We start from the raw sequence: 21,701 nt of genomic DNA on the forward strand, positions 1-21,701 counted from the left end.
GGCAAGCCTTGCTCCTACAGAGACCGATGTAGGAGCAAGGCTTGCCCGCGAAGGCTGACTGTCAGGCGGTGAAGATCTAAGGGTTTAGATCAGCGGCTCATCCGCCTTCTTGTTCTTCCAGCCGTCATTGCCCGGCAGGATCAGGTTCAGCGCAATCGCCACCACCGCGCACAGCGCGATGCCTTTGAGGCCGAAGTCGTCCGGGCCGGTGCCAGTGCCGACCAGCACACCGCCAATCCCGAACACCAACGTCACCGAGACAATCACCAGATTGCGTGCTTCGCCCAAATCGATCTTGTGACGGATCAGGGTGTTCATGCCCACCGCCGCGATCGAACCGAACAACAGGCACAGAATCCCGCCCATCACCGGCACCGGAATGCTTTGCAGCAGCGCGCCGAACTTGCCGATGAACGCCAGGGTGATGGCGAAAACCGCCGCCCAGGTCATGATTTTCGGGTTGTAGTTCTTGGTCAGCATCACCGCGCCTGTCACTTCGGCGTAGGTGGTATTCGGCGGACCGCCAAACAGACCGGCGGCGGTGGTGGCAATGCCGTCACCGAGCAAGGTGCGATGCAGGCCCGGCTTCTTCAGATAGTCGCGACCGGTCACGCTACCCACAGCAATCACGCCGCCAATGTGTTCGATGGCCGGGGCCAAGGCCACCGGAACGATGAACAGAATCGCCTGCCAGTTGAACTCCGGCGCGGTGAAGTGCGGAATCGCAAACCATGGCGCGGCGGCAATCTTCGCGGTGTCGACCACGCCGAAATAGAACGACATGGCAAAACCGACCAGCACACCGGAAATGATCGGCACCAGGCGGAAGATGCCTTTACCGAACACCGCCACGATCAACGTGGTCAGCAGCGCCGGCATCGAGATCAGCATCGCGGTCTGGTAGTGAATCAGTTCGGAACCGTCGCCAGCCTTGCCCATCGCCATGTTCGCGGCAATCGGCGCCATGGCCAGGCCGATGGAGATGATCACCGGGCCAATCACTACCGGCGGCAGCAAGCGGTCAATGAAGCCGGTGCCTTTGATCTTCACGGCTAGGCCCAGGAAGGTGTAGACGAAACCGGCCGCCATCACGCCACCCATGGTCGCGGCGAGGCCGAACTGGCCCTTGGCGAGAATGATAGGAGTGATGAAAGCGAAGCTCGACGCCAGAAACACCGGCACCTGACGCCCGGTGACGATCTGGAACAGGATCGTCCCTAAACCCGCGGTAAACAGTGCCACGTTCGGGTCGAGGCCCGTGATCAGCGGCATCAGCACCAAAGCGCCGAAAGCCACGAACAGCATCTGGGCGCCGGACAGCACCGTGCGCCAGAGCGGATCGTTGAACTCTTGCTGCATGGTTACGCGTCCTTCTGCTTGGTGCCGAAGATCTTGTCACCGGCGTCGCCAAGTCCAGGGATGATGTAACCGTGCTCGTTCAAACGCTCATCGATGGACGCGGTGTAGATGGTCACGTCCGGGTGAGCCTTCTCGACGGCAGCAATGCCTTCCGGCGCGGCAACCAGCACCATCGCGCGGATGTCTTTGCAGCCAGCCTTTTTCAGCAGGTCGATGGTCGCAACCATCGAGCTGCCAGTGGCGAGCATCGGGTCGATGATCATCGCCAACCGTTCGTCGATTTCCGGAACCAGTTTTTCCAGATAGGTGTGCGCTTGCAGGGTTTCTTCGTTGCGGGCGACACCCACGGCGGAAACCTTGGCACCCGGGATCAGGCTCAGCACGCCTTCAAGCATGCCGATGCCGGCGCGCAGGATCGGCACGACGGTGATCTTCTTGCCGGCGATCTTCTCGACCGACACGGTGCCGCACCAGCCTGCAATATCGTAGGACTCCAGCGGCAAATCTTTTGTAGCTTCATAGGTCAACAGGGCGCCGACTTCCTGAGCAAGCTCACGGAAGTTCTTGGTGCTGATATCGGCGCGGCGCATCAGGCCGAGTTTATGACGGATCAGCGGATGGCGGATCTCGAGGATGGGCATGGAAAAACTCCGGCGGCGGGCAAAAAAACCGGCCTAGATTAATCTATCCGAGGGTGATGTCCTATAGGACATACAGTACGTTAGTCCACAAATGCTTGATTCGACCTCGCGGGATGCGTACCTTTGCCCGCTTTTCCGAAATCGAACCCCCTGGAGAGCGCCATGTCCGCTGATCTCGAGCATATCCGTCAAGTCATGCGAGAGGCTGACTGCCTGTACACCGAAGCTGAAGTCGAGGCGGCCATCGCCCGTGTCGGTGCACAAATCAACGAACAACTGGCTGACAGCAACCCTGTGGTGTTCTGCGTGATGAACGGCGGCCTGATCTTTTCCGGCAAACTGCTGACGCATCTGCAATTCCCGCTGGAAGCGTCCTACCTGCACGCAACCCGTTATCGCAACGAAACCAGCGGCGGCGACCTGTTCTGGAAAGCCAAGCCGGAAGTCTCGTTCATCGACCGCGACGTGCTGATCATCGACGACATCCTCGACGAAGGTCACACCCTCGGCGCGATCATCGACTTTTGCAAACACGCCGGCGCGCGCAAAGTGCACACCGCTGTGCTGATCGACAAGGATCACGACCGCAAAGCACGTCCTGACCTGAAAGCCGATTTCGTCGGCCTGCCGTGCATCGACCGCTACATCTTCGGTTACGGCATGGACTACAAAGGCTACTGGCGCAACGCCAACGGGATTTTTGCCGTTAAAGGCATGTAAGCAAGATCAATAGATCGCAGCCTTCGGCAGCTCCTACAGGTTCAATGTAGGAGCTGCGGAACGCTGCGATCTTTTGCTTTTAATCCCATGCTAGAGTGCTCGGCCCCGCCCTCCGGAGCCTGTCATGAGCCTCTTGATCCGCAGCCTCGCCGCGCTTTTCCTGATCTTCAGCCTGCCTCTGTCCGCCGCGCCGATGCACAGTCAATTCCTGCCGCCGGACGATCTGACCGTGCGCGACGCCGAGCCCGAGCAACAGCAACTCATGCAGGTCACCGATTATTCCGTGGTGGTGGGCGCGCAACGTCAATCCAATCAGCAACCGATTCCGGTCACGTCTCCGCTGCTGATCCGCCTCAAGGGCAAATCCCTGAACAAGGGTGCGACGATCACGCAGGTGCTGGTCAATTTTGACGGCGAAAGCAAAAGCCTGAAAAAGCCGATCTACGACGACAAAAGCAAAACCCTGACGTTGTTTTATCCGCTGGCCCAGTACCGCGTGATCATTGATCTGCTGCGCAATGACACCGTGTATGTGCAGTTCCTCAGTTACGCCAACGGCCACATCTGGGCCGATTTGCACACCGGCAGCACGCGTTCGCGTTGAGCCCGGCGGCAGGGCAGGGGTAAACTGCCGGCCCCGTGTAATGTCTGCGAGCTGGAGTCGGCAATGCGTAAAGATAAGAAACAAGTGATTGGTGACGAGATCGGCGATGAGCAGATCAAGCTGTTCCTCGATTTTGAACCGGTCGACGCCACTTCGCCGTCGCTGCACAAACTGATCAAGGCCTACCGTGGTCTGCGTATCGACGACTTCGAACGCTTCCTGGGTTTCTTCGTTGAGGCCGGTTATGACGTTGATGGCAAGGACGAGCAGGGCAAGACCTTTGTTGAGCTGATCGCCGATCAGCGTAATGCCCCGGACTACATCGAACTGATCGAAAAGTCCCGCGGTTAAGGTCAAAAGATCGCAGCCTGCGGCAGCTCCTACATGGGATTTATAGTGACTGTGTAGGAGCTGCCGAAGGCTGCGATCTTTTGCTTTTCAAGGCCATAAAAAAACGCCCCGATCGGGGCGTTTTTTATGCCGCAAGATCAAGCGTAGCTTGGTGTCTCGCTGCTTTCTTCAACCAGTTCCAGCGCGATGTTGTTCTGCGTGTTGATCTTGCGATACAGCGCAGCATCGGTTTCCAGCACCTTTTCACGGGCCGGGAAGATCTCGGCCAGTTTCGCTGCCCACTCACCCTTGGCCTGATTCGGGAAGCACTTCTCGATCAGTTCGAGCATGATCGAAACGGTCACCGAAGCGCCTGGCGAAGCGCCGAGCAGCGCGGCCAGCGAACCGTCCTTGGCCGACACCAGTTCGGTACCGAATTGCAGGATGCCGCCCTTTTTCGGGTCTTTCTTGATGATCTGCACCCGTTGGCCAGCCACTTCCAGACGCCAGTCTTCGGCTTTCGCTTGCGGGTAGAAACGGCGCAGGGAATCCAGACGCTGTTCCATCGATTGCATCACTTCGCTGACCAGGTACTTGGTCAGATCCATGTTGTTTTTCGCCACGGCCAGCATCGGCCCGATGTTGCCGGCGCGAACCGACAGCGGCAGGTCCATGAAGGAGCCGTGCTTGAGGAACTTGGTGGTGAAACCGGCGTATGGCCCGAACAGCAGGGATTTCTTGCCGTCGACAACGCGGGTGTCCAGGTGCGGCACCGACATCGGTGGCGAACCCACAGCGGCCTGGCTGTAAACCTTGGCCTGGTGCTGTTTGACCACTTCCGGGTTGTCGCAACGCAGCCACTGGCCGCTGATCGGGAAGCCGCCGAAGCCTTTGCTTTCTTCGATGCCCGAAGCCTGCAGCAACGGCAACGCCGCGCCACCTGCACCGAGGAAAACGAACTTGGCGTCGACTTCACGAGTGTTGCCGTTGTTGACGTCTTTGATGCTGACGGTCCAGCCGCTGCCGTTACGCTTGAGACCAGTCACGCGCTTGCAGTATTTGACCTGAGTGTCGGGAGCGCTGGTCAGGTGCTTGAGCAACTGATTGGTCAGCGCGCCGAAGTTGACGTCGGTGCCGTTCATCACGCGGGTGGCAGCGAGGACTTCGTCCGGCGAGCGGCCCGGCATCATCAGCGGCATCCACTCGGCCATTTTGGCCTTGTCTTCGGTGTATTCCATGTCGGCGAAGGCGTGGTGCTTGTGCAGCACGTCAAAGCGTTCTTTGAGGAACGACACGCCGGAATCACCCTGCACGAAGCTCAGGTGCGGTACCGGGCTGATGAACGATTTGCACGAGCCGAAGGTGCCTTTCTTGGTCAGGTACGACCAGAACTGCTTCGACACCTCGAATTGGGTGTTGATGTGCACGGCTTTCTTGATGTCGACGGTGCCATCGGCGGCCTGCGGCGTGTAATTCAGCTCGCACAGACCAGCGTGACCGGTACCGGCGTTGTTCCACGGGTTGGAACTCTCCGCAGCACCGGAATCCATCAGCTCGACGACTTCCAGCTTGATCGCGGGGTCGAGCTCTTTGAGCAGTACGGCGAGGGTGGCACTCATGATGCCGGCCCCAACCAATACTACGTCGACTGCTTCGTTATGCGCCATTTAACGCGTCTCCAAAATCTGCAGCACCAAATTGTCGGCATGGCTGCCAGGCGTTCCGGGACAGATCAATTGTGTCCAGGCTATCCGTGGTCAGGTTCGCCATGTCCGAATCTTCGCAATTTTTCGCAACTTCGACGGATGCATGCGGCCTGGCTTTCAAGAGCTCCATGAACTCATTTCAGCACGCAGCTGGCAATTCGACTTATGGTCGAGACATCCGTTTTTGTGCAACCAAATCCGTAGCGGACAGGCTTCAGGCTCCGATATTCGAGGTATACCCGGTCCTGTGTCGTTGGGCTGTTCCAGACGCTAATGGTGCATGTTCAGACGCAAAACTATTCATTTGCTCGCCACACTCTTGTGAAGTTGTGAAAACCCGTTTTTTTCACGCTCTTTTGAAGACGTGAACCTCAAAAAAGGGCTGTCTTGGCTTGGCACCTTGCCCGAGGGCAAAAACAACGCGGCGGCCGAGCGTCATGACAGCTCTGCAGATTCGCGAAAAGCGGGGTTTTTGCCGGAAGAACAGGCAAGCGCGCCAACTTCACTCGATCTGTGTGGGCGGCTCTCTGTGGGCGATTTTGATGTCGATGCGATGCGCATTGACGCTGTTGCGGGGCCCGATCAGGAGACGTCCTTATAATCGGGGGGAGATTGTATCGAAGAAATGCGGGGAGTTGGTCGTGTTTAATGACTTTTATTAGGCATCCGGTCAGATGCTCAACATCGCCTGAGCGCGTGCACGAGCCTGCGGCGCTATGACGCGGGCGCTGGCGGGCAATGGGTGGTGCAACCAGTTGAGACGAATTTCTTCGATTTCCACCCAACCGTCACCCATCGGTTGCAGGCTGCACTGCTTGAATGCCTGACAATGGCCGTTGCGGTCGAGCAGGGCAAAGCTGCGGTGCAACGGGCGTGGCGCAAACAACGAGATCAAATAACGCATGGCCGATTACCTTGCTGGAGGACTTGTTTGAAGGTTGCCAGCAGGGCGTGACGTCAACATGTACGGCAGATGACAGCGGCGTGACAGGAACCGGCCTGCCACGGCTGTGTCAGACATTTCAGTATTCACCGTGTGACGCTGGTGACCCGCAGTGGCCCACCGCTATACTGCCGGCCTGTTTGTGCCTGATTCTGGAGAGAAGAGCATGTTGCAACGCCTGTTGTTCGGTTTGATCACTGTGGCCGGTTTGACCCTGGCCGGCTGCGCCCACAGCCCGCAACAACTGAATCCGGAGCCGAAGCTGACCACGCAGTTGCCTGCGGTCGGCCGTGGTCAGCCCGTTGTCGTGCGTGTGGTTGACGGGCGTCCGTCGCCAACCCTCGGCACCCGTGGCGGCCTGTACCCGGAAACCAGCGCCATCACCGTGCAGCGCGAGCAGATCCTGCCGAAGCTGCAAGCTCAGGCTGAAGCCGCCGTGCGTCTGTTGGGCTTCACCCCGACCAACAACGCGCCGAATGCGCCTCAGCTGACCGTGACCCTGGCCGAGCTGAAATACCAGTCGCCGAAAGAAGGCATGTACGTGACTGAAGCGACCATCGGCGCGACCTTCCGCTCCGACGTGCAGAACGCCAACCGCCGTTACAGCGGCCGTTACGGCGCGTCGCTGGATCAGCGTTTCGGCATGGCGCCGAACCAGGAAACCAACACCAAACTGGTCAGCGACGTGTTGAGCGATGCGTTGACGCGTCTGTTCAAGGATCCGACCGTGGGTCAGGTGCTCGCTGAGTAAGCTTTCAGCGGATGTGAAAAAGCCCGGGGCCAGTGATGACCCCGGGCTTTTTTGTGGGGCATGAAATCGTCCCCCCTCACCCCAGCCCTCTCCCCCAGGGGGGCGAGGGGGAAAGGGAGCTGATCTGTGTAGTTCATGAGATCTACATTCACCTTGGAATTTGAGGTCGATGTACTCCGACGAAACAACCCGGTCAGTCCCCTCTCCCTCCGGGAGAGGGCTAGGGTGAGGGTGCTTTTGCTTTTTCAGGCAGCCTGCGAGTAAAAGTCGAGCACGCTAACCCCCGTCAACAAATCCGTCTCCGGCAAATCCGCATGCTGATGCCCGCCCAGCGCGCAATACACCAGCCAGTGGCGATCCTGAACATTGAAGGCAAGGCTGCCGACGAGGCTTTGCTGTTCGTCGGTCGGGGTGATGAGGTAGAGGCGATCCTGGTTTTCGGCGTGCAACATGACGCGTTCCCTGTCGGTTTCGAGGCGCGCATCTTGGTTTATCCAGATGACGATGCCGTGACACAGGACAGCCATCGGTCGATTGTTACGTTATTTGTCGTAAAGGCTGGGGCAGGGGGCCAAGGTTTGGTTAGAATCCGCGCCGCGGTCGTCGGTCTGGCGCCTGCCACACCGGTTTAGATAGAGGTCTGTGATGTCGCTGCACTTGATGACGCTGTTTACCGCCCATCCCGCCAAATTGATCAACCTGCTGGCGCTGCTGTTGGCGTTCCCGGGCAGTTGGCTGCTGCACGCAACCCGCCGCCGCGAACAACGCGCAATGGCCAGCATCGCCGCCCAGCGCAACGCGCAGCCGAATGCCGAGCCCATTCTTGATTGGGCAACCTTGCGCATGAACCGGTTTTTCTATCGATTTGGTTTTGCTTGCCTGGGGCTGGCACTGATCGTCTCGTGGATCAGCACGCGTTACTAAAAGCAAAAGATCGCAGCCTTCGGCAACTCCTACATGAATCCACTGTAGGAGCTGCCGAAGGCTGCGATCTTTTGATCTTGCTCTGAAAATTTAAAGCGGCAACCCGGCCTTAACGCGGTATTGATTACGCACTGGCGTCGCATATTGCAGCACCAGATACGGACGATGCTCTGCAGGGCAAGCATCCAGTCGGCTCTGCCATTCTTCCTGCGCCTTGGCCAGTTCATCCGCCGCAAACACCTCGGCAGCCTTCGGCACATTCAACTGCGGATCCGCATCAGCCCACTGCGCGTACGCCAGGTAATGCACCGGGAATAACCGGTAGCCGCCGAGAATCTGCTTGTCCATCTCGACAGCCAATTGCTTGGTGTCTTCGAACAGCTCGGTGATCGGCGCAGCAAAGTTCACGTGCACGCGGCCCTTGTAACCGGTGATGCCCTTGGCAATGCTCACGTCATCCTCGCCCGGCGCTTTCGCGTAGGTGCCGGTGGTGGCGCGGATGTACAGCTCGCGGGCCTTGGCCTGGTCGCAGGGGTCGTACTCGTAACTGATCGACACCGGGGTGACGTTCAGTGAGCGAATGACTTCGCCGAACGGCTCATCCTTGCGGCTCATGTGGAACATCTTGAGGATCGCCGACTCGGTGCGATCATCGCCATCCTTCGCCCGACCTTCGGCCTGCGCGATCCAGATCGACGCGCAATCATTGCGGATCGAGTGGTTGATGTACGCCGACAACAGCTGATACGCAGCCATTTTCTCGCGACGGCCGGTGATCGAACGGTGAACGATAAAACTCTTGTTCAAGCGCATCAGGTCGCTGACAAACGGCTTTTGCAGCAGGTTGTCACCGATGGCGATGCGCGGCGTCGGCAGGCCGGCGTGGTACACGGCGTAGTTGACGAAGGCCGGATCCATGACGATGTCGCGGTGGTTGGCGATGAACAGATAGGCGCTGCCCGACTTGAATTGCTCGACACCGGTGTAGGTCACGCCGTCGGTGGCGCGCTCGATGGTGTGGTCGACGTAGGACTCGACCTTGTCCTGCAACGTCGCCACCGAGGTCACGTCGGCGAACTCACGACGCAGCCGATGGGCTATAAGTGGTTTGAGCATCCAGCCGAAAGCACCGGCAAAACGCGGGAAGCGGAAGTGGGTGAGGATATCTAGAAACGCCTTGTCGCCGAGCAGTCTTGCCAGTACCACAGGTACTTCGCTGTCGTCGTAAGGTCGGATGGCATCGAATTCGCCCATCATGCTCTCTTGTTAGAAACGGCTAGGGTAAGTAAAGGTTTTGATCGAAAACCAACGGGGCACGGTCTGAAAAGTCAGCCAGACAAAAATAGCCCTGCAAATAGACCGGCGATTATACGCACAAGTCACTTGGGAGACCGCGATGCTGGAGAGCGCACTGTACGAATGTCCGTATTGTGGTGAGCAAGTTGAAACGACGGTGGATCTGTCCGGCGGTGATCAGACCTACATTGAGGACTGTCAGGTGTGTTGCCGGCCGATCACGTTCGTCTTGCAGGTACACGGAGAGGATTGGTTTCTGGAAGTCTTCAGCGAAAACGAGTGAGGCGCGCCCATGCAGCGAATCTACGAGCCGGAAAACCTGATGGAAGGCGAAATGCTCAAAGGCATGCTCGCCAGCGAGGGCATTGAGGCGCACTTGATTGGCCGCGATTTGCTCGGCGGCACCGGTGAATTGCCGATCTTCGGCTTGCTCGGGCTGTCGGTCGACAACGACCAGGCCGAATACGCCCGCGAGCTGATCACCGCGTACAATGCCGCGCTGCCGCTGCCCGGCGACGAACCGGAGAGCTTCCCCGGGACGCTGGTCTGTTAGGCTGACGATCGTTTTATTTAGAGTCTTGTTGCCCCATGTGTGGACGTTATGCCCTGTTTCGCTGGAACCGCGATTTCGCGGCCCTGCCAGGTTTTCCCGCCGATCAGCAGGCGCAGTGGAACATTTCCCCCAACGATTCGGTGTTGATGCTGCGTGCCGGTGACGCCGGCGAACGCACGCTGGCCCGCGCCCGCTGGGGGCTCACGCCGCCGTGGCTGACCGACCTGTCGAAAACACCCGCGCATGCTCGCGCGGAAACCGTGGCCGAACAGCCGATGTTCCGTGAGGCGCTGCGTCAGCGTCGCTGTCTGTTGCCGGCGAATGGTTTTTACGAATGGCGCGGGACTCAGCGCAAACGCCCGTACTGGCTGACGCCGGGGGAGGGCGCGTCGCTGTTTTTCGCGGCGATCTGGGAAGCGTATCCGGTGCAGGAACAGGTCTGGTTGAGTACGGCGGTGATTACGCAGTCGGCGTCGAGTCAGCGCCGACCATTGATTCTGGATGAGGCCGGGCAGGCGGCGTGGCTGGATCCCGAGACGCCGTTGCATGTGTTGCAGGCGTTGCTGGCCAGTGAGCCGGCGGTGTTGCGGGAGCGGGTGTTGGCGAATCTGATCAATGATCCGAAGCTCAATGGGCCGGAGTGTTTGACGCCGGGTTGAGTTGTCTGGTCTATCAAGAGCCCCTCACCCTAACCCTCTCCCGGGGGGAGAGGGGACTGACCGAGTTGTCTGGTGAGATCCGTCGACCTGAGAAATCGAGTCGATTATGGATTCAAAGCAGATCGTTCAGGTCAGCGAACTTCCTGAATATCCCCCAATCAGTCCCCTCTCCCTCCGGGAGAGGGCTAGGGTGAGGGGCTTTTGAACTGTGGGATATGTCTGAAAGTCACTGCAACACGTCCGTTGTATCTGGCGTCGATACAATTACCCGCCTAGGATACCCGGCAGGTTTTCAGGGAGCTTTTGAATGAACAAGACATTGGTTGTAAGTGCACTGAGCGCAGCGTTGTTGCTGGCCGGTTGTCAGTCGGTCAACACCACCAGCGGCGGCGCCGTGGGTGTGGAGCGCAAGCAGTACATGTTCAGCATGCTGTCCTCGCAAGAGGTCGACCAGATGTATGCCCAGTCGTATCAGAAGACCGTCGGCGAAGCGTCCACCAAAGGTGTGCTGGACAAGACCAGCAGCGACGCCAAACGCGTTCAGGCGATCGCCGACCGTTTGATCGCTCAGGCGCCGAACTTCCGCCCCGATGCGGCGCAATGGAAATGGGAAGTCAATCTGATCAAGAGTGACGAGCTCAACGCCAACTGTGGTCCTGGCGGCAAGATCATTTTCTACACCGGGCTGATCGACAGCCTGAAACTCACCGACGATGAAATCGCCGCGGTCATGGGCCATGAAATCGCCCACGCCTTGCGCGAGCATGGCCGTGAGGCGATGTCCAAGGCGTACGGGATTGAAATGGCCAAGCAGGGCGCGGGTGCGTTGCTCGGTCTGGGGCAGGACAGCCTGGCGCTGGCCGACACCGTGGCCAATTACGGCATGACGCTGCCGAACAGCCGCGCCAACGAAAACGAGGCCGACCTGATTGGCCTGGAACTGGCCGCCCGCGCCGGCTACAACCCGAATGCCGCGATCACCCTGTGGGACAAGATGAGCAAGGTCTCGGAAGGTTCACCACCGGAGTTCATGAGCACTCACCCGGCATCGGCTAGCCGGATTGCTTCGTTGCAGGCAGCGATTCCGAAAGTCATGCCGCTGTACGAACAAGCTCCGAAATCCTGAGTCGGTGATCGTTCCCACGCTCTGCGTGGGAATGCCTCAAGGGACGCTCCGCGTTCCAATGGGACGCAGAGCGTCCCCGGCTGCATTCCCACGCAGAGCGTGGGAACGATCCTTCTCTCAGGGTTAAACCCAACCACTGCTTTGCATCGCTTTGTACACCGCCACAATTGCCAGAATCATGAACGCCGAAGCCGCGAGGCGACGGATCAGGGTCAGTGGCAATTTGTCGGCGGCAAAGTTACCGGCCAATACCACCGGCACGTTGGCAATCAACATGCCCGCCGTGGTACCGATAATCACCAGCCACAAATCAGGGTATTGCGCGGCGAGCATCACCGTCGCGACCTGAGTCTTGTCGCCCATTTCCGCCAGGAAGAACGCAATCAGCGTGGTCAGAAACGGCCCGAACTTGCGTGCGGTGCTGGTTTCATCGTCGTCCATTTTGTCTGGCACCAACGTCCACAGCGCCGTGGCCGTGAAGCTCGCGGCGAGGATCCAGTGCAGCGTCGCATTCGAGAAGAAACTGCCGAACCAGGCGCCTACCGCACCGGCTGCCGCGTGGTTGGCCAGGGTCGCGGCGACAATACCGGCAATGATCGGCCAGGGTTTGCGGAAGCGAGCGGCGAGGATCAGCGCGAGCAGTTGCGTCTTGTCGCCGATTTCGGCCAAGGCAACGATTGCGGTGGGAACGAGTAACGAGTCCAGCATCAGGATTTTCCTAAGGGGCGGGTCGACACGGCTATGACACGTACAGCCTTCCCGCCCCGGGTAAGGTGTGCGTGTCATAGGTCTTGTCAAACCCTGCGATCCGTCTGATGCGGACGCTTGGGTCGCATACGCCATGATCTGAGGATCAAGTATGTTGACGTATGCCGGACGAGCATGGCGCTCGTGGGAGACTACTCCCCTAGGACGGAGCGGATTCTGCCTAGGCAAATCCGATTGAGCAAGCCTCTTTTTTGAAAGAAGTTCTAGCCGCGCTTGGCCCGGTAGATGCGGAAGCCATTGCCTTCGGCCTTGATCGCACACACGCCCAGATGCTCTTCGATCAGCGGTTGGTACTTGAGGAAACTGTTGGCGACCAAGCGCAGCTCACCACCGTTTTTCAGATGTTTGGCCGCTTTTCGCAGCAAGTTCTCGGTGGCGAAGTAATCAGTGTGCACGCCGACATGGAACGGCGGATTGCTCAAAATTGCGCTCAAACCCATCGGCGCCGCATCGATGCCATCGCCGGTCAGCACCTCGGCCTCCAGACCGTTAGCGGCCAAAGTCAGACGACTGCTGGCAGCGGCAAACGCGTCGACATCAAGCAGCGTCACCTGATTATGCGGATAGCGACGCTTCACCGCCGCGCCCAACACACCCGCGCCACAACCGAAGTCGAGCAGATGGCCACTCGGCAATTTGTCCAGATGTTCCAGCAGCAGGGCGCTGCCGCGATCAAGACGACCGTGGCTGAACACGCCCGGCAGGCTGATCACTTTCAGCGGGCCTTCGGCCAGCGGCAATTCATAAGTCTGCGCGAGGCTTTCCAGCGATTTCGTTTCTGGCGCGTTGGCCACGGTGACTTGCCAGAGCTGGCAGTGACGCGCGCTGTCGAGTTTGCGCGGCTTGCCGAACGGATTGAGCTGTTTTGACGCGCCTTCGATGCCGCTGCGTTTTTCCCCGACCAGAAACACTTCTCGACCGGCCAGACGCGAGGCCACGGCGTTGAGAATGTAATCGGTCAGATCCTTGGACTTGGGCAAGAACACCACAGCGCTATCAAACTCACGCTCCGGAACATTCACGCCGAAATGGCTGCGACCTTCGAAGCGAGCGTCCAGCGCCGCTTGATCGCCGGCATGCCAGCACCAGCCGAAGGCGTTGGGCAAGCGCCCGAGCAGATCGTCGGCGGGCAAACCGGCCAACAACAACGAACCTTGAAACAACTCGGGCTGACGAAGCAGTACTTCACTGCGCGGATCCATAACTGCTCCTCAAAAAAAAGTGCCGCAGTTTATCAACTGACGACCCGCAGCGCCTTACCGCTGAAGAACGCCTGAGCGTTTTCGGTCAATTGACCGACGATGCGCTGCCGCGCTTCAACACTGCCCCAAGCGTTATGCGGCGTGACGATCAGGCGTGGAATGTCGGCGGCCAGCAGCGGATTGCCTTGAGTCGGCGGCTCGACGCTCAACACATCCGTCGCCGCGCCGCCAAGGTGGCCATTACGCAGCGCATCGGCCAACGCCTGTTCATCGATCAAACCGCCACGCGCGGTGTTGACCACGAAGGCGCCGGGTTTCATCGACGCCAGTTCGCGGGCACCGATGAAGTGGCGGGTGTGCTCGTTGAGCGGGCAGTGCAGGGTGAGGGCGTCGATTTGCGGCAGCAGTTCGTCCAGCGGCAGACGATCCGGGCGGGCAGGGCGCCCGGGGATCTGTCCGAGCAAAACGCGCATGCCGAAGGCTTCGGCCAGTCGCGCCACCGCGCCACCGAGTTCGCCGTGACCGAGCAAACCCAGGGTTTTGCCTTCCAGTTCAACAATCGGATAGTCGAGCAGGCAGAACTGTTTCGCCTGCTGCCAGCGACCTTCGCCGACGGCTTTCTGATAATCGGCCAGACGCGTGGCGAGGTTGAGCAGCAGCATGATCGTGTGTTGCGCCACCGACGGCGTGCCGTAACCCTGACAGTTGCACACGGTGATGCCGTGAGCGCGGGCGGCGGCGAGGTCGACGTTGTTGGTGCCGGTCGCGGTGATCAGGATCAGTTTCAGATCGGGGTTGGCGGCCATCGCGGCGGCGTCGATCAAAATCTTGTTGGAAATGGCCACGGTGGCGCCTTGCAGGCGTTCGCTGACTTGCTCGGGCAGGGTCTGGGCGAAGAGTTGCAGATCGCTGAAACACTCGCGCAACGGACTGAGGTCGAGGTCGCCAAGATCGAGCGACGGGTGATCAAGGAATACGGCGCGGCGCGTGTTCGTCATCAACTGTACCTTTTAGGCTTTGAGCGTTGGGCGTAATCTGCCGAGCCTACCAGATGAAACAATTGGTTACGCAGACCCCGCCGCGGATACATATCCCTGTGGCGAGGGGATTTATCCCCGTTGGGTTGCGAAGCAGCCCTAAAACCATTCACCTCGGTGTATCTGCTTAATCGCGTTCGCCGGGTTTACGACTGCTGCGCAGCCGAACGGGGATAAATCCCCTCGCCACAAGTACTGCGTTTCCTACAGATCTTTATTGACCAAGCTGCCCCAGAGGAGCCCCCATGTACTGGACCGAGTTCTTGACCGTTGCACTGATCCACCTGCTGGCAGTCGCCAGCCCCGGCCCGGACTTTGCCGTGGTGGTGCGCGAAAGCGTGACCCACGGGCGTCGCGCCGGCACCTGGACGGCACTCGGTGTCGGTACGGCGATTTTCCTCCACGTCGGTTATTCGTTGCTCGGCATCGGCCTGATCGTGTCGCAATCGATCGTGCTGTTTAACGCGTTGAAATGGGCGGCGGCGGCTTATCTGCTGTACATCGGCTTCAAGGCCTTGCGCGCGCAACCAGCGAAAACCGTCACCGACGATCTGCACAAAGAAGCCGGTGTGCGTACGGCTCGCGGCGCGTTCACTTCAGGTTTCGTGACCAATGGCCTCAACCCGAAAGCCACGCTGTTCTTCCTGTCGCTGTTCACCGTGGTGATCAACCCGCACACGCCGCTGTCGGTGCAGGCCGGTTACGGGATTTATCTGGCGGTCGCGACGGCCGTATGGTTTTGCCTGGTGGCGATGCTGTTCAGCCAGCAACGTGTACGCGCCGGTTTTGCCCGCATGGGCCACTGGTTTGACCGCACCATGGGCGCGGTGCTGATTGCTCTCGGCGTGAAAATCGCGTTTACCGAGATGCATTGATGTCAGAACCGCAATTCAAACCTGTGGGAGCGAGCCTGCTCGCGAAGGCGTCGGATCAGTCGATATCAAAGGGGCTGGAAGATCGCTTTCGCGAGCAGGCTCGAGCCCACAGGGTCTTACACAAGCTCGCTGAGTTTGCTCAGGTTGTTGAGGTAATCACGGGGATTTTCCCCAAGTAAACGGCGAAACATCGCGCTGAACGCCCGCGCGCTGCCGTAACCCAGATCCCGCGCCACACGCTGCACGCTGTCCCCGGCGAGCAGACGTGGCAGGGCTTCCATCAGGCGCAGTTGCTGGCGCCAGGCGTTGAAACTCATCTGCAGCTGTTGCTGAAACAGCCGTGCCAACGTCCGTGAGCTGGCGCCGACCTGTTGCGCCCAGTCTTCCAGGGTATTGGCATGATCGGGGGTGTGCAGCAGTGCCAGACAGATGTTTTGCAGACGCCGGTCGCTGGGCATCGGAATGTGCAGCGGCAGGTTTTCCAGACTGGCGAGTTCTTCCAGCATCAACTGCTGAATCAGCGGGTTGTCGGCGTGCGGCGGCCCTTGCACGGCACGCAGAATCAGCTCGCGCAGCAACGGTGTCACCGCCAATACGCAGCACTGTTGCAGGCTGGCGGGTGACAATTCTGGCGCGATGAACAGCGAGCGCATCTGCACGTCACCGCTCATGAAAATCTCGTGCGCTACCTCGGGTGGAATCCACACCGCGCGACTCGGCGGAATCACCCACGCACCCGATTCCGTGACCACGCGCATGATCCCGCTGACCGCGTACAACAACTGCGCCTCGCGATGCAGGTGGAGCGGCTGGTGGGCGCCGTCCAGATAATCCCGGGGGTAGGCACTCACCGGGCCGTGTTCGAAATGGCTGATCAACATGTCTGATTCGATGACTTGCTTGGCAGGAATGCGCTTTACGGCCAACCTAGCATAGACGGCACACAACAACGTAAAGCGTGCCGCCATGAATCAATCCCGCAATGTCATTCGCTACATCAACGCCGCCCATGTGATCGATCACATGTTCATGCTGATTTTTCCCGCCGCCGTGCTCGGTATGACCCAGGCTTTCGGCCTCGATTACGCCACGCTGATCGGCCTGTCGTTGGGAGGATTCATCGCCTTCGGCGCCTGTTCGCTGCCCGCCGGCTGGCTCGGCGATCACTGGAGTCGGCGGCAGATGATGCTAGTGTTTTTCTTCGGTATCGGCGCTTCGGCGATCTTCACCGGGCTGAGCAACAGCCCGAGCATGCTGGTGATTGGCCTGACCCTGATCGGTATTTTCGCGGCGATTTATCACCCGGTCGGCACAGCAATGCTGGTGGCCTACGCACAAAACCGTGGCCGCGAAATTGGCATCAACGGCATGTGGGGCAATCTGGGCGTGGCGTTTTCGGCGCTGATCACCGGCTTGCTGGTGGCGCAGTTCGGCTGGCGCTCGGCGTTTCTGATACCGGGCGCAGTGGCGATTGTGCTGGGTTTTGGCTTCGCCTTGCAGGTGCGTGAGGAACCGATTCCGAAGCGCCCGCACACGCCACTCAAAGGCGCCGCCGGTCAGCGCATCTCGATGGTGATGGTTTTCGGCGTGCTGGCGTTGGCCACGGCCACCGGCGGCGTGGTGTTCAACGCCACCACCATGACCTATCCGAAGCTGTTTCAGGAACGTTTGCATGAGCTGTTCGCCTCGCCGCAAACCCTCGGCGTGGTGGTCAGTCTGGCCTATGCCTTCGGTGCGATTGCGCAATTGAGCATTGGTCGTGTGTTGCATCGGCTCAGCCTGAAATGGCCGTTTGTTGTCCTGACGTTGTGCCAGGCACCGCTGTTGTTTGCGTTGGCCTATGCCGACGGCTGGGCGGTGATCGCCCTCGGCGCAGCGTTCATGTTTGTGGTGTTTGGTCAGGTAACAGTCAATGATGCGATGGTCGCCAACTTCGTCGCCCCGCAGTGGCAATCACGGGTGTTCGCCCTGCGTTACTGCTTATCGTTCGGCGCCAGTGCGACGGCGATTCCGCTGATTTCCTATGTTGAACCGCGCCATGGTTTTGTAGGCCTGTACTTGATTCTCGCGGGTTTCGGCGCGTTGACCTTCCTTGCAGCAGTCGTATTCCCACGGACACCTTCCGAGGAGGCTGTAGGGCAAACGGCCTGACCTGGGACGAAAGTCGGCAAATGCTGGCGCAAAGCTAGCATTTGTACGGCTCTGCAAATCATTCCTTTGGCTGATTTGGCTGGCGTATAAGGGTTCTAGAGTACAAATCTCTATGCCAACACCGTGCAGCCAGAAAAGGGATTCATATGTTGCAGACTCGCGTCATTCCCCCGGCCGATGGGGCCTACCAGTATCCATTGCTGATCAAACGGCTGCTGATGTCCGGCGCCCGTTACGAGAAAACCCGCGAGATCATCTACCGTGACCAGATTCGCTACAGCTACCCGACCCTGATCGAGCGTGTTGCGCGGCTGGCCAACGTGCTGACGGCGGCCGGTGTGAAGGCCGGTGACACTGTTGCGGTGATGGATTGGGACAGCCATCGTTACCTGGAATGCATGTTTGCGATTCCGATGATCGGCGCGGTGATCCACACGATCAACGTGCGCCTGTCGCCGGAACAGATCCTCTACACCATGAACCACGCCGAAGACCGTTTTGTGCTGGTCAACAGCGAGTTCGTCGGCCTCTATCAAGCGATCGCGCCGCACCTGACCACGGTCGAGAAGACCTTGCTGCTGACTGATCTGCCGGAAAAAACCGCCGACTTGCCGAATCTGGTCGGCGAGTACGAGCAACTGCTGGCGGCTGCGAGCCCGCAGTACGATTTCCAGGATTTCGACGAAAATTCCGTCGCGACCACGTTCTACACCACCGGCACCACCGGCAACCCGAAAGGCGTGTACTTCACCCATCGGCAATTGGTGCTGCACACCATGGGCGTGTCGACGATCATGGGTTCCATCGACAGCGTGCGCCTGCTCGGCACCAACGATGTATACATGCCGATCACGCCGATGTTCCACGTTCACGCCTGGGGCCTGCCTTATGTGGCGACGATGCTGGGGCTGAAACAGGTTTATCCGGGGCGCTACGATCCGGAATATCTCGTGGAGTTGTGGCGCAAGGAGAAGGTCACGTTCTCCCACTGCGTGCCGACGATCCTGCAAATGCTGCTCAACGCCAAAGGCGCGCAGGGCACCGATTTTGGCGGCTGGAAGATCGTCATCGGCGGCAGCGCGCTCAATCGCTCGCTGTACGAAACCGCCAAGGCGCGCGGCATTCAACTGACGGCCGCGTACGGCATGTCGGAAACCGGTCCGCTGGTTTCCTGCGCACACCTCAATGATGAATTGATGGCCGGCAGCGAAGACGAGCGCACCACTTACCGGATCAAGGCCGGTGTGCCGGGGCCGCTGGTAGAAGCGGCGATTGTCGACGCCGAGGGCAATTTCCTTCCGGCGGACGGCGAGACGCAGGGCGAACTGGTGCTGCGCGCGCCATGGCTCACCGAAGGTTATTTCAACGAGCCACAAAAAGGCGCAGAGCTCTGGGCCGGCGGCTGGCTGCACACCGGCGACGTCGCCACGCTCGACAGCATGGGCGTGATCGACATCCGCGACCGCATCAAGGACGTGATCAAGACCGGTGGCGAATGGATTTCCTCGCTGGATCTCGAAGATTTGATCAGCCGTCACGTCGCGGTACGCGAAGTAGCAGTGGTCGGCATCGCTGATCCGCAGTGGGGCGAGCGCCCGTTTGCACTGCTGGTGATCCGCGAAGGGCACGTGATCGGGGCCCGTGAGCTCAAGGAACACCTCAAGCCGTTTGTGGAATTGGGCCACCTGAGCAAGTGGGCGATCCCGAGTCAGATCGCCCTTGTTACCGAAATTCCCAAGACCAGCGTTGGCAAGCTCGACAAGAAGCGCATCCGCCTCGACATCACCGAATGGCAGGCCAACAACAGCACCTTCCTCTCGACACTTTGAGTGTCTTCTGGCGCGCCGAAAACGGCGCGCCAGCCCCACCAAGCAAGCGCTTGGCTTGTGAAATCAAAAAAATCAGCCATCCTTGCCGTGCCGACGCGTGTCGGACTGGCGAAAGGACTGTTCCAGAGTGGTTGCTCACTGCAAATCACACTTTAGAGGGATCAAGCAATACCCCCTGCTGGATATAGTCCGTTCAAGGATTTTTAAGAACGGAGCACACGCACTGATTGGGGCGAGTAACTCTGGAATGAATTCGGGCAGCCCTGGCGCCCGCTCATCCACAGCGTTTTTAAAAGTACTCACTGCCATAACAATAATGCACATGGAGTAGCGTCGATGACCTCAGTAAACCAGTTCTGGCGCCGGGCAAAACTGCCTCTGGCGGTCAGTCTTGCCTCTTCGCTCGCCGGGCCCGCATTCGGCGTCAGTTTCAACGTCGGTGAAATCGAGGGTCAGTTCGACTCGTCCCTGTCGCTCGGTGCCAGTTGGTCTACTCAGAGCCCGAACAAGAACCTCATCGGCGTCAACAACGGCGGCCACGGCCTGTCGCAGACTTCCGATGACGGTCACGCCAACTTCAAAAGCGGCGAAACCTTCTCGAAAATTTTCAAGGGCATCCATGACCTTGAACTGAAGTACGGCGACACCGGCGTGTTCGTCCGTGGCAAATACTGGTACGACTTCGAACTCAAAGACGAAAGCCGTGAGTTCAAGGACATCAGCGACAACAACCGCAAGGAAGGCGCGAAGTCCTCCGGCGGGCAGATCCTCGACGCCTTCGTCTACCACAACTACTCGATCGCCGATCAGCCGGGCTCCGTGCGTCTGGGCAAGCAGGTGGTGAGCTGGGGTGAAAGTACCTTCATCGGCGGCGGCATCAACTCGATCAACCCGATCGACGTGTCCGCGTTCCGCCGTCCGGGTGCCGAAATCAAGGAAGGCCTGATTCCGGTCAACATGTTCTACGTCTCGCAGAGCCTGACCGAAAACCTCTCGGCCGAAGCGTTCTATCAGCTGGAATGGGATCAGACCGTTGTCGACAACTGCGGCACGTTCTTCTCGCAACCCGACATCATTGCCGATGGCTGCGACAACAACCTGCGCGTACTGAACAAGCGTTCGCAGATTCCGGCGGTTGCCTTGGGGCCATTGGCCGGGGCTGGCGTTGACGTCAACGAGGAAGGCGTTCTGGTGCGCCGTGGCGGCGACCGTGATGCGCGCGACAGCGGCCAGTGGGGCGCGTCCTTCAAGTACATGTACGACCCGATCGATACCGAGTTCGGCGCCTACTTCATGAACTACCACAGCCGTGCGCCGATATTCAGCGCCACGGGTGCGCCGCAATCGGTTTACAACACCGCGGCATCGTAGCCAGGCCCGTTCGCGGCACTTGCGCCGCTGCTGGTCGCGGGCAACTCGGAGTATTTCGTTGAGTACCCGGAAGACATCCGTCTCTATGGCCTGAGCTTCTCCACCACTCTGCCTACCGGTACCGCGTGGAGCGGTGAGATCAGCTACCGTCCGAATGCACCGGTACAACTGAACTCCACCGACATCCTGTTCGCCGGCGTACGTCCGCTGGGCGGCGCACTGACCAACGCTTCTCTGCTCAACGGCGTTCCGGGTCAGGATCTGCATGGTTACCGTCGCAAGGAAGTGACGCAGTTCCAGACCACCCTGACGCACTTCTTCGATCAGGTCATGGGCGCCAGCCGTCTGACCGTCGTGGGTGAAGTCGGCGTGACTCACGTTGGCGGCCTGGAAAGCACTTCAGATGTTCGTTATGGCCGTGATCCTGTCTACGGCCCGGGTGAACTGCCAGCGACTGGCGGCATCGACACCTGCGCCAACATCCTCAACGCCAGCACCATCAACGGTGCCGGCCCGGGTTCGCCGCAGAACAACCGCAGCCGCAACTGCACCAACGAAGGCTTCACCACTGCGACGTCGTGGGGCTATCGCGGCCGTGCCATCTGGGAATACAACGACGTATTCGCCGGTGTGAACCTCAAGCCGAACGTGGCTTGGCAGCACGACGTCAGCGGCTACTCGCCAGGCCCTGGCGGCAACTTCGAGGAAGGTCGCAAAGCGGTCAGCCTCGGTGTCGACGCTGAATACCAGAACACCTACACCGCCAGCCTGGCTTACACCAACTTCTTTGACGGCAAGTACACCACTGTGGACGACCGCGACTTCGTTGCGCTCAGCTTCGGCGTGAACTTCTAAG

Annotated in this window: 23 protein-coding genes, 1 pseudogene and 1 riboswitch; of the genes and pseudogenes, 14 read left to right on the top strand and 10 right to left on the bottom strand. The window is 59.4% G+C overall.

Features of this window, described 5'->3' with window-relative positions; genetic code table 11:
• Positions 1–84 precede the first annotated feature (84 nt).
• Both QMX93_RS19115 and upp read right to left on the bottom strand, forming a co-directional pair.
• The gene (locus QMX93_RS19115; RefSeq protein WP_008086144.1) at positions 85–1,359 is read right to left on the bottom strand and encodes a uracil-xanthine permease family protein; all 1,275 of its coding nucleotides are present in this window, start codon (positions 1,357–1,359) and stop codon (positions 85–87) included.
• Positions 1,360–1,361: 2 nt separating this feature from the next.
• Positions 1,362–2,000 (bottom strand): uracil phosphoribosyltransferase, encoded by a 639-nt coding sequence (upp, locus tag QMX93_RS19120; RefSeq protein WP_007912842.1) that lies wholly within the window; start codon positions 1,998–2,000, stop codon positions 1,362–1,364.
• Between the two features lie 162 nt (positions 2,001–2,162).
• Here upp and QMX93_RS19125 point away from each other — a divergent pair, with 162 nt between their 5' ends.
• The 3 genes from QMX93_RS19125 (at position 2,163) to QMX93_RS19135 (ending at position 3,675) form a co-directional block, all read left to right on the top strand.
• Complete coding sequence (locus QMX93_RS19125; protein ID WP_053123723.1) at positions 2,163–2,720, top strand: hypoxanthine-guanine phosphoribosyltransferase; 558 nt, start codon at positions 2,163–2,165, stop codon at positions 2,718–2,720.
• 124 nt (positions 2,721–2,844) lie between these two features.
• Positions 2,845–3,324: a hypothetical protein gene (locus QMX93_RS19130; RefSeq protein ID WP_053123718.1), complete on the top strand. Its 480-nt coding sequence runs from the start codon at positions 2,845–2,847 to the stop codon at positions 3,322–3,324.
• A 63-nt stretch (positions 3,325–3,387) separates the two neighbouring features.
• A complete protein-coding gene (locus tag QMX93_RS19135) occupies positions 3,388–3,675 on the top strand; it encodes a PA4642 family protein (RefSeq protein WP_053123715.1) in 288 nt (95 codons plus the stop codon).
• Between the two features lie 137 nt (positions 3,676–3,812).
• Here the strand turns inward: QMX93_RS19135 and mqo are convergent, their stop codons facing one another.
• The gene (gene mqo, locus QMX93_RS19140; RefSeq protein ID WP_282357646.1) at positions 3,813–5,321 is read right to left on the bottom strand and encodes a malate dehydrogenase (quinone); all 1,509 of its coding nucleotides are present in this window, start codon (positions 5,319–5,321) and stop codon (positions 3,813–3,815) included.
• A 403-nt stretch (positions 5,322–5,724) separates the two neighbouring features.
• Between mqo and QMX93_RS19145 the strand changes: the two genes are divergently transcribed.
• On the top strand, positions 5,725–5,961 hold the full coding sequence (locus tag QMX93_RS19145) for a hypothetical protein (RefSeq protein ID WP_156316182.1): 237 nt from the start codon (positions 5,725–5,727) through the stop codon (positions 5,959–5,961).
• Between the two features lie 69 nt (positions 5,962–6,030).
• Here the strand turns inward: QMX93_RS19145 and QMX93_RS19150 are convergent, their stop codons facing one another.
• Positions 6,031–6,264 carry a hypothetical protein gene (locus QMX93_RS19150; protein ID WP_212548761.1) on the bottom strand — a complete coding sequence of 78 codons (234 nt, stop codon included), beginning with the start codon at positions 6,262–6,264 and terminating at the stop codon, positions 6,031–6,033.
• A 205-nt stretch (positions 6,265–6,469) separates the two neighbouring features.
• On the opposite strand from QMX93_RS19150, the gene QMX93_RS19155 reads away from it, so the two are divergent.
• Positions 6,470–7,054, top strand: a complete 585-nt coding sequence (locus QMX93_RS19155; protein ID WP_008086137.1) for a YajG family lipoprotein — start codon at positions 6,470–6,472, stop codon at positions 7,052–7,054.
• Between the two features lie 245 nt (positions 7,055–7,299).
• Here QMX93_RS19155 and QMX93_RS19160 read toward each other — a convergent pair whose 3' ends face one another.
• A complete protein-coding gene (locus QMX93_RS19160; protein WP_027612213.1) occupies positions 7,300–7,506 on the bottom strand; it encodes a hypothetical protein in 207 nt (68 codons plus the stop codon).
• Positions 7,507–7,699: 193 nt separating this feature from the next.
• On the opposite strand from QMX93_RS19160, the gene QMX93_RS19165 reads away from it, so the two are divergent.
• Positions 7,700–7,978, top strand: coding sequence for a hypothetical protein (locus QMX93_RS19165; RefSeq protein WP_053123707.1), 279 nt, complete (start codon positions 7,700–7,702; stop codon positions 7,976–7,978).
• Positions 7,979–8,068: 90 nt separating this feature from the next.
• Here QMX93_RS19165 and QMX93_RS19170 read toward each other — a convergent pair whose 3' ends face one another.
• Positions 8,069–9,232 carry a 1-acyl-sn-glycerol-3-phosphate acyltransferase gene (locus QMX93_RS19170; RefSeq protein ID WP_172680153.1) on the bottom strand — a complete coding sequence of 388 codons (1,164 nt, stop codon included), beginning with the start codon at positions 9,230–9,232 and terminating at the stop codon, positions 8,069–8,071.
• Between the two features lie 142 nt (positions 9,233–9,374).
• On the opposite strand from QMX93_RS19170, the gene QMX93_RS19175 reads away from it, so the two are divergent.
• The 4 genes from QMX93_RS19175 (at position 9,375) to QMX93_RS19190 (ending at position 11,612) form a co-directional block, all read left to right on the top strand.
• Complete coding sequence (locus QMX93_RS19175; protein WP_053123703.1) at positions 9,375–9,557, top strand: CPXCG motif-containing cysteine-rich protein; 183 nt, start codon at positions 9,375–9,377, stop codon at positions 9,555–9,557.
• A gap of 9 nt (positions 9,558–9,566) precedes the next feature.
• The gene (locus QMX93_RS19180) at positions 9,567–9,827 is read left to right on the top strand and encodes a DUF2007 domain-containing protein (protein WP_007912819.1); all 261 of its coding nucleotides are present in this window, start codon (positions 9,567–9,569) and stop codon (positions 9,825–9,827) included.
• A gap of 35 nt (positions 9,828–9,862) precedes the next feature.
• Positions 9,863–10,486, top strand: a complete 624-nt coding sequence (locus QMX93_RS19185) for an SOS response-associated peptidase (RefSeq protein WP_053123700.1) — start codon at positions 9,863–9,865, stop codon at positions 10,484–10,486.
• A gap of 307 nt (positions 10,487–10,793) precedes the next feature.
• Positions 10,794–11,612 (top strand): M48 family metallopeptidase, encoded by an 819-nt coding sequence (locus QMX93_RS19190; RefSeq protein ID WP_282357647.1) that lies wholly within the window; start codon positions 10,794–10,796, stop codon positions 11,610–11,612.
• 123 nt (positions 11,613–11,735) lie between these two features.
• On the opposite strand, the gene QMX93_RS19195 is transcribed toward QMX93_RS19190, so the two are convergent.
• From QMX93_RS19195 to QMX93_RS19205, 3 genes are all read right to left on the bottom strand, one after another.
• Positions 11,736–12,320, bottom strand: a complete 585-nt coding sequence (locus QMX93_RS19195) for a TMEM165/GDT1 family protein (protein ID WP_007912813.1) — start codon at positions 12,318–12,320, stop codon at positions 11,736–11,738.
• 89 nt (positions 12,321–12,409) lie between these two features.
• A riboswitch (yybP-ykoY riboswitch) is annotated at positions 12,410–12,532 on the bottom strand.
• 51 nt (positions 12,533–12,583) lie between these two features.
• Positions 12,584–13,582 (bottom strand): class I SAM-dependent methyltransferase, encoded by a 999-nt coding sequence (locus tag QMX93_RS19200; protein WP_212545528.1) that lies wholly within the window; start codon positions 13,580–13,582, stop codon positions 12,584–12,586.
• Positions 13,583–13,614: 32 nt separating this feature from the next.
• Positions 13,615–14,580 carry a 2-hydroxyacid dehydrogenase gene (locus tag QMX93_RS19205; RefSeq protein ID WP_282357648.1) on the bottom strand — a complete coding sequence of 322 codons (966 nt, stop codon included), beginning with the start codon at positions 14,578–14,580 and terminating at the stop codon, positions 13,615–13,617.
• A 284-nt stretch (positions 14,581–14,864) separates the two neighbouring features.
• On the opposite strand from QMX93_RS19205, the gene QMX93_RS19210 reads away from it, so the two are divergent.
• On the top strand, positions 14,865–15,494 hold the full coding sequence (locus QMX93_RS19210; RefSeq protein WP_053123690.1) for a LysE family transporter: 630 nt from the start codon (positions 14,865–14,867) through the stop codon (positions 15,492–15,494).
• Between the two features lie 116 nt (positions 15,495–15,610).
• On the opposite strand, the gene QMX93_RS19215 is transcribed toward QMX93_RS19210, so the two are convergent.
• A complete protein-coding gene (locus tag QMX93_RS19215; protein WP_053123688.1) occupies positions 15,611–16,375 on the bottom strand; it encodes a helix-turn-helix transcriptional regulator in 765 nt (254 codons plus the stop codon).
• Between the two features lie 85 nt (positions 16,376–16,460).
• Between QMX93_RS19215 and QMX93_RS19220 the strand changes: the two genes are divergently transcribed.
• The 3 genes and pseudogenes from QMX93_RS19220 (at position 16,461) to QMX93_RS19230 (ending at position 21,700) form a co-directional block, all read left to right on the top strand.
• On the top strand, positions 16,461–17,645 hold the full coding sequence (locus QMX93_RS19220) for an MFS transporter (RefSeq protein ID WP_053123686.1): 1,185 nt from the start codon (positions 16,461–16,463) through the stop codon (positions 17,643–17,645).
• Positions 17,646–17,791: 146 nt separating this feature from the next.
• On the top strand, positions 17,792–19,474 hold the full coding sequence (locus QMX93_RS19225; protein ID WP_159814639.1) for a fatty acid--CoA ligase: 1,683 nt from the start codon (positions 17,792–17,794) through the stop codon (positions 19,472–19,474).
• Between the two features lie 336 nt (positions 19,475–19,810).
• A pseudogene (locus QMX93_RS19230) lies at positions 19,811–21,700 on the top strand (DUF1302 domain-containing protein).
• The last annotated feature ends 1 nt before the right edge of the window (position 21,701 follow it).

This window comes from Pseudomonas sp. PS01303 (assembly GCF_029959385.1).
Taxonomy (GTDB): domain Bacteria; phylum Pseudomonadota; class Gammaproteobacteria; order Pseudomonadales; family Pseudomonadaceae; genus Aquipseudomonas; species Aquipseudomonas rustica.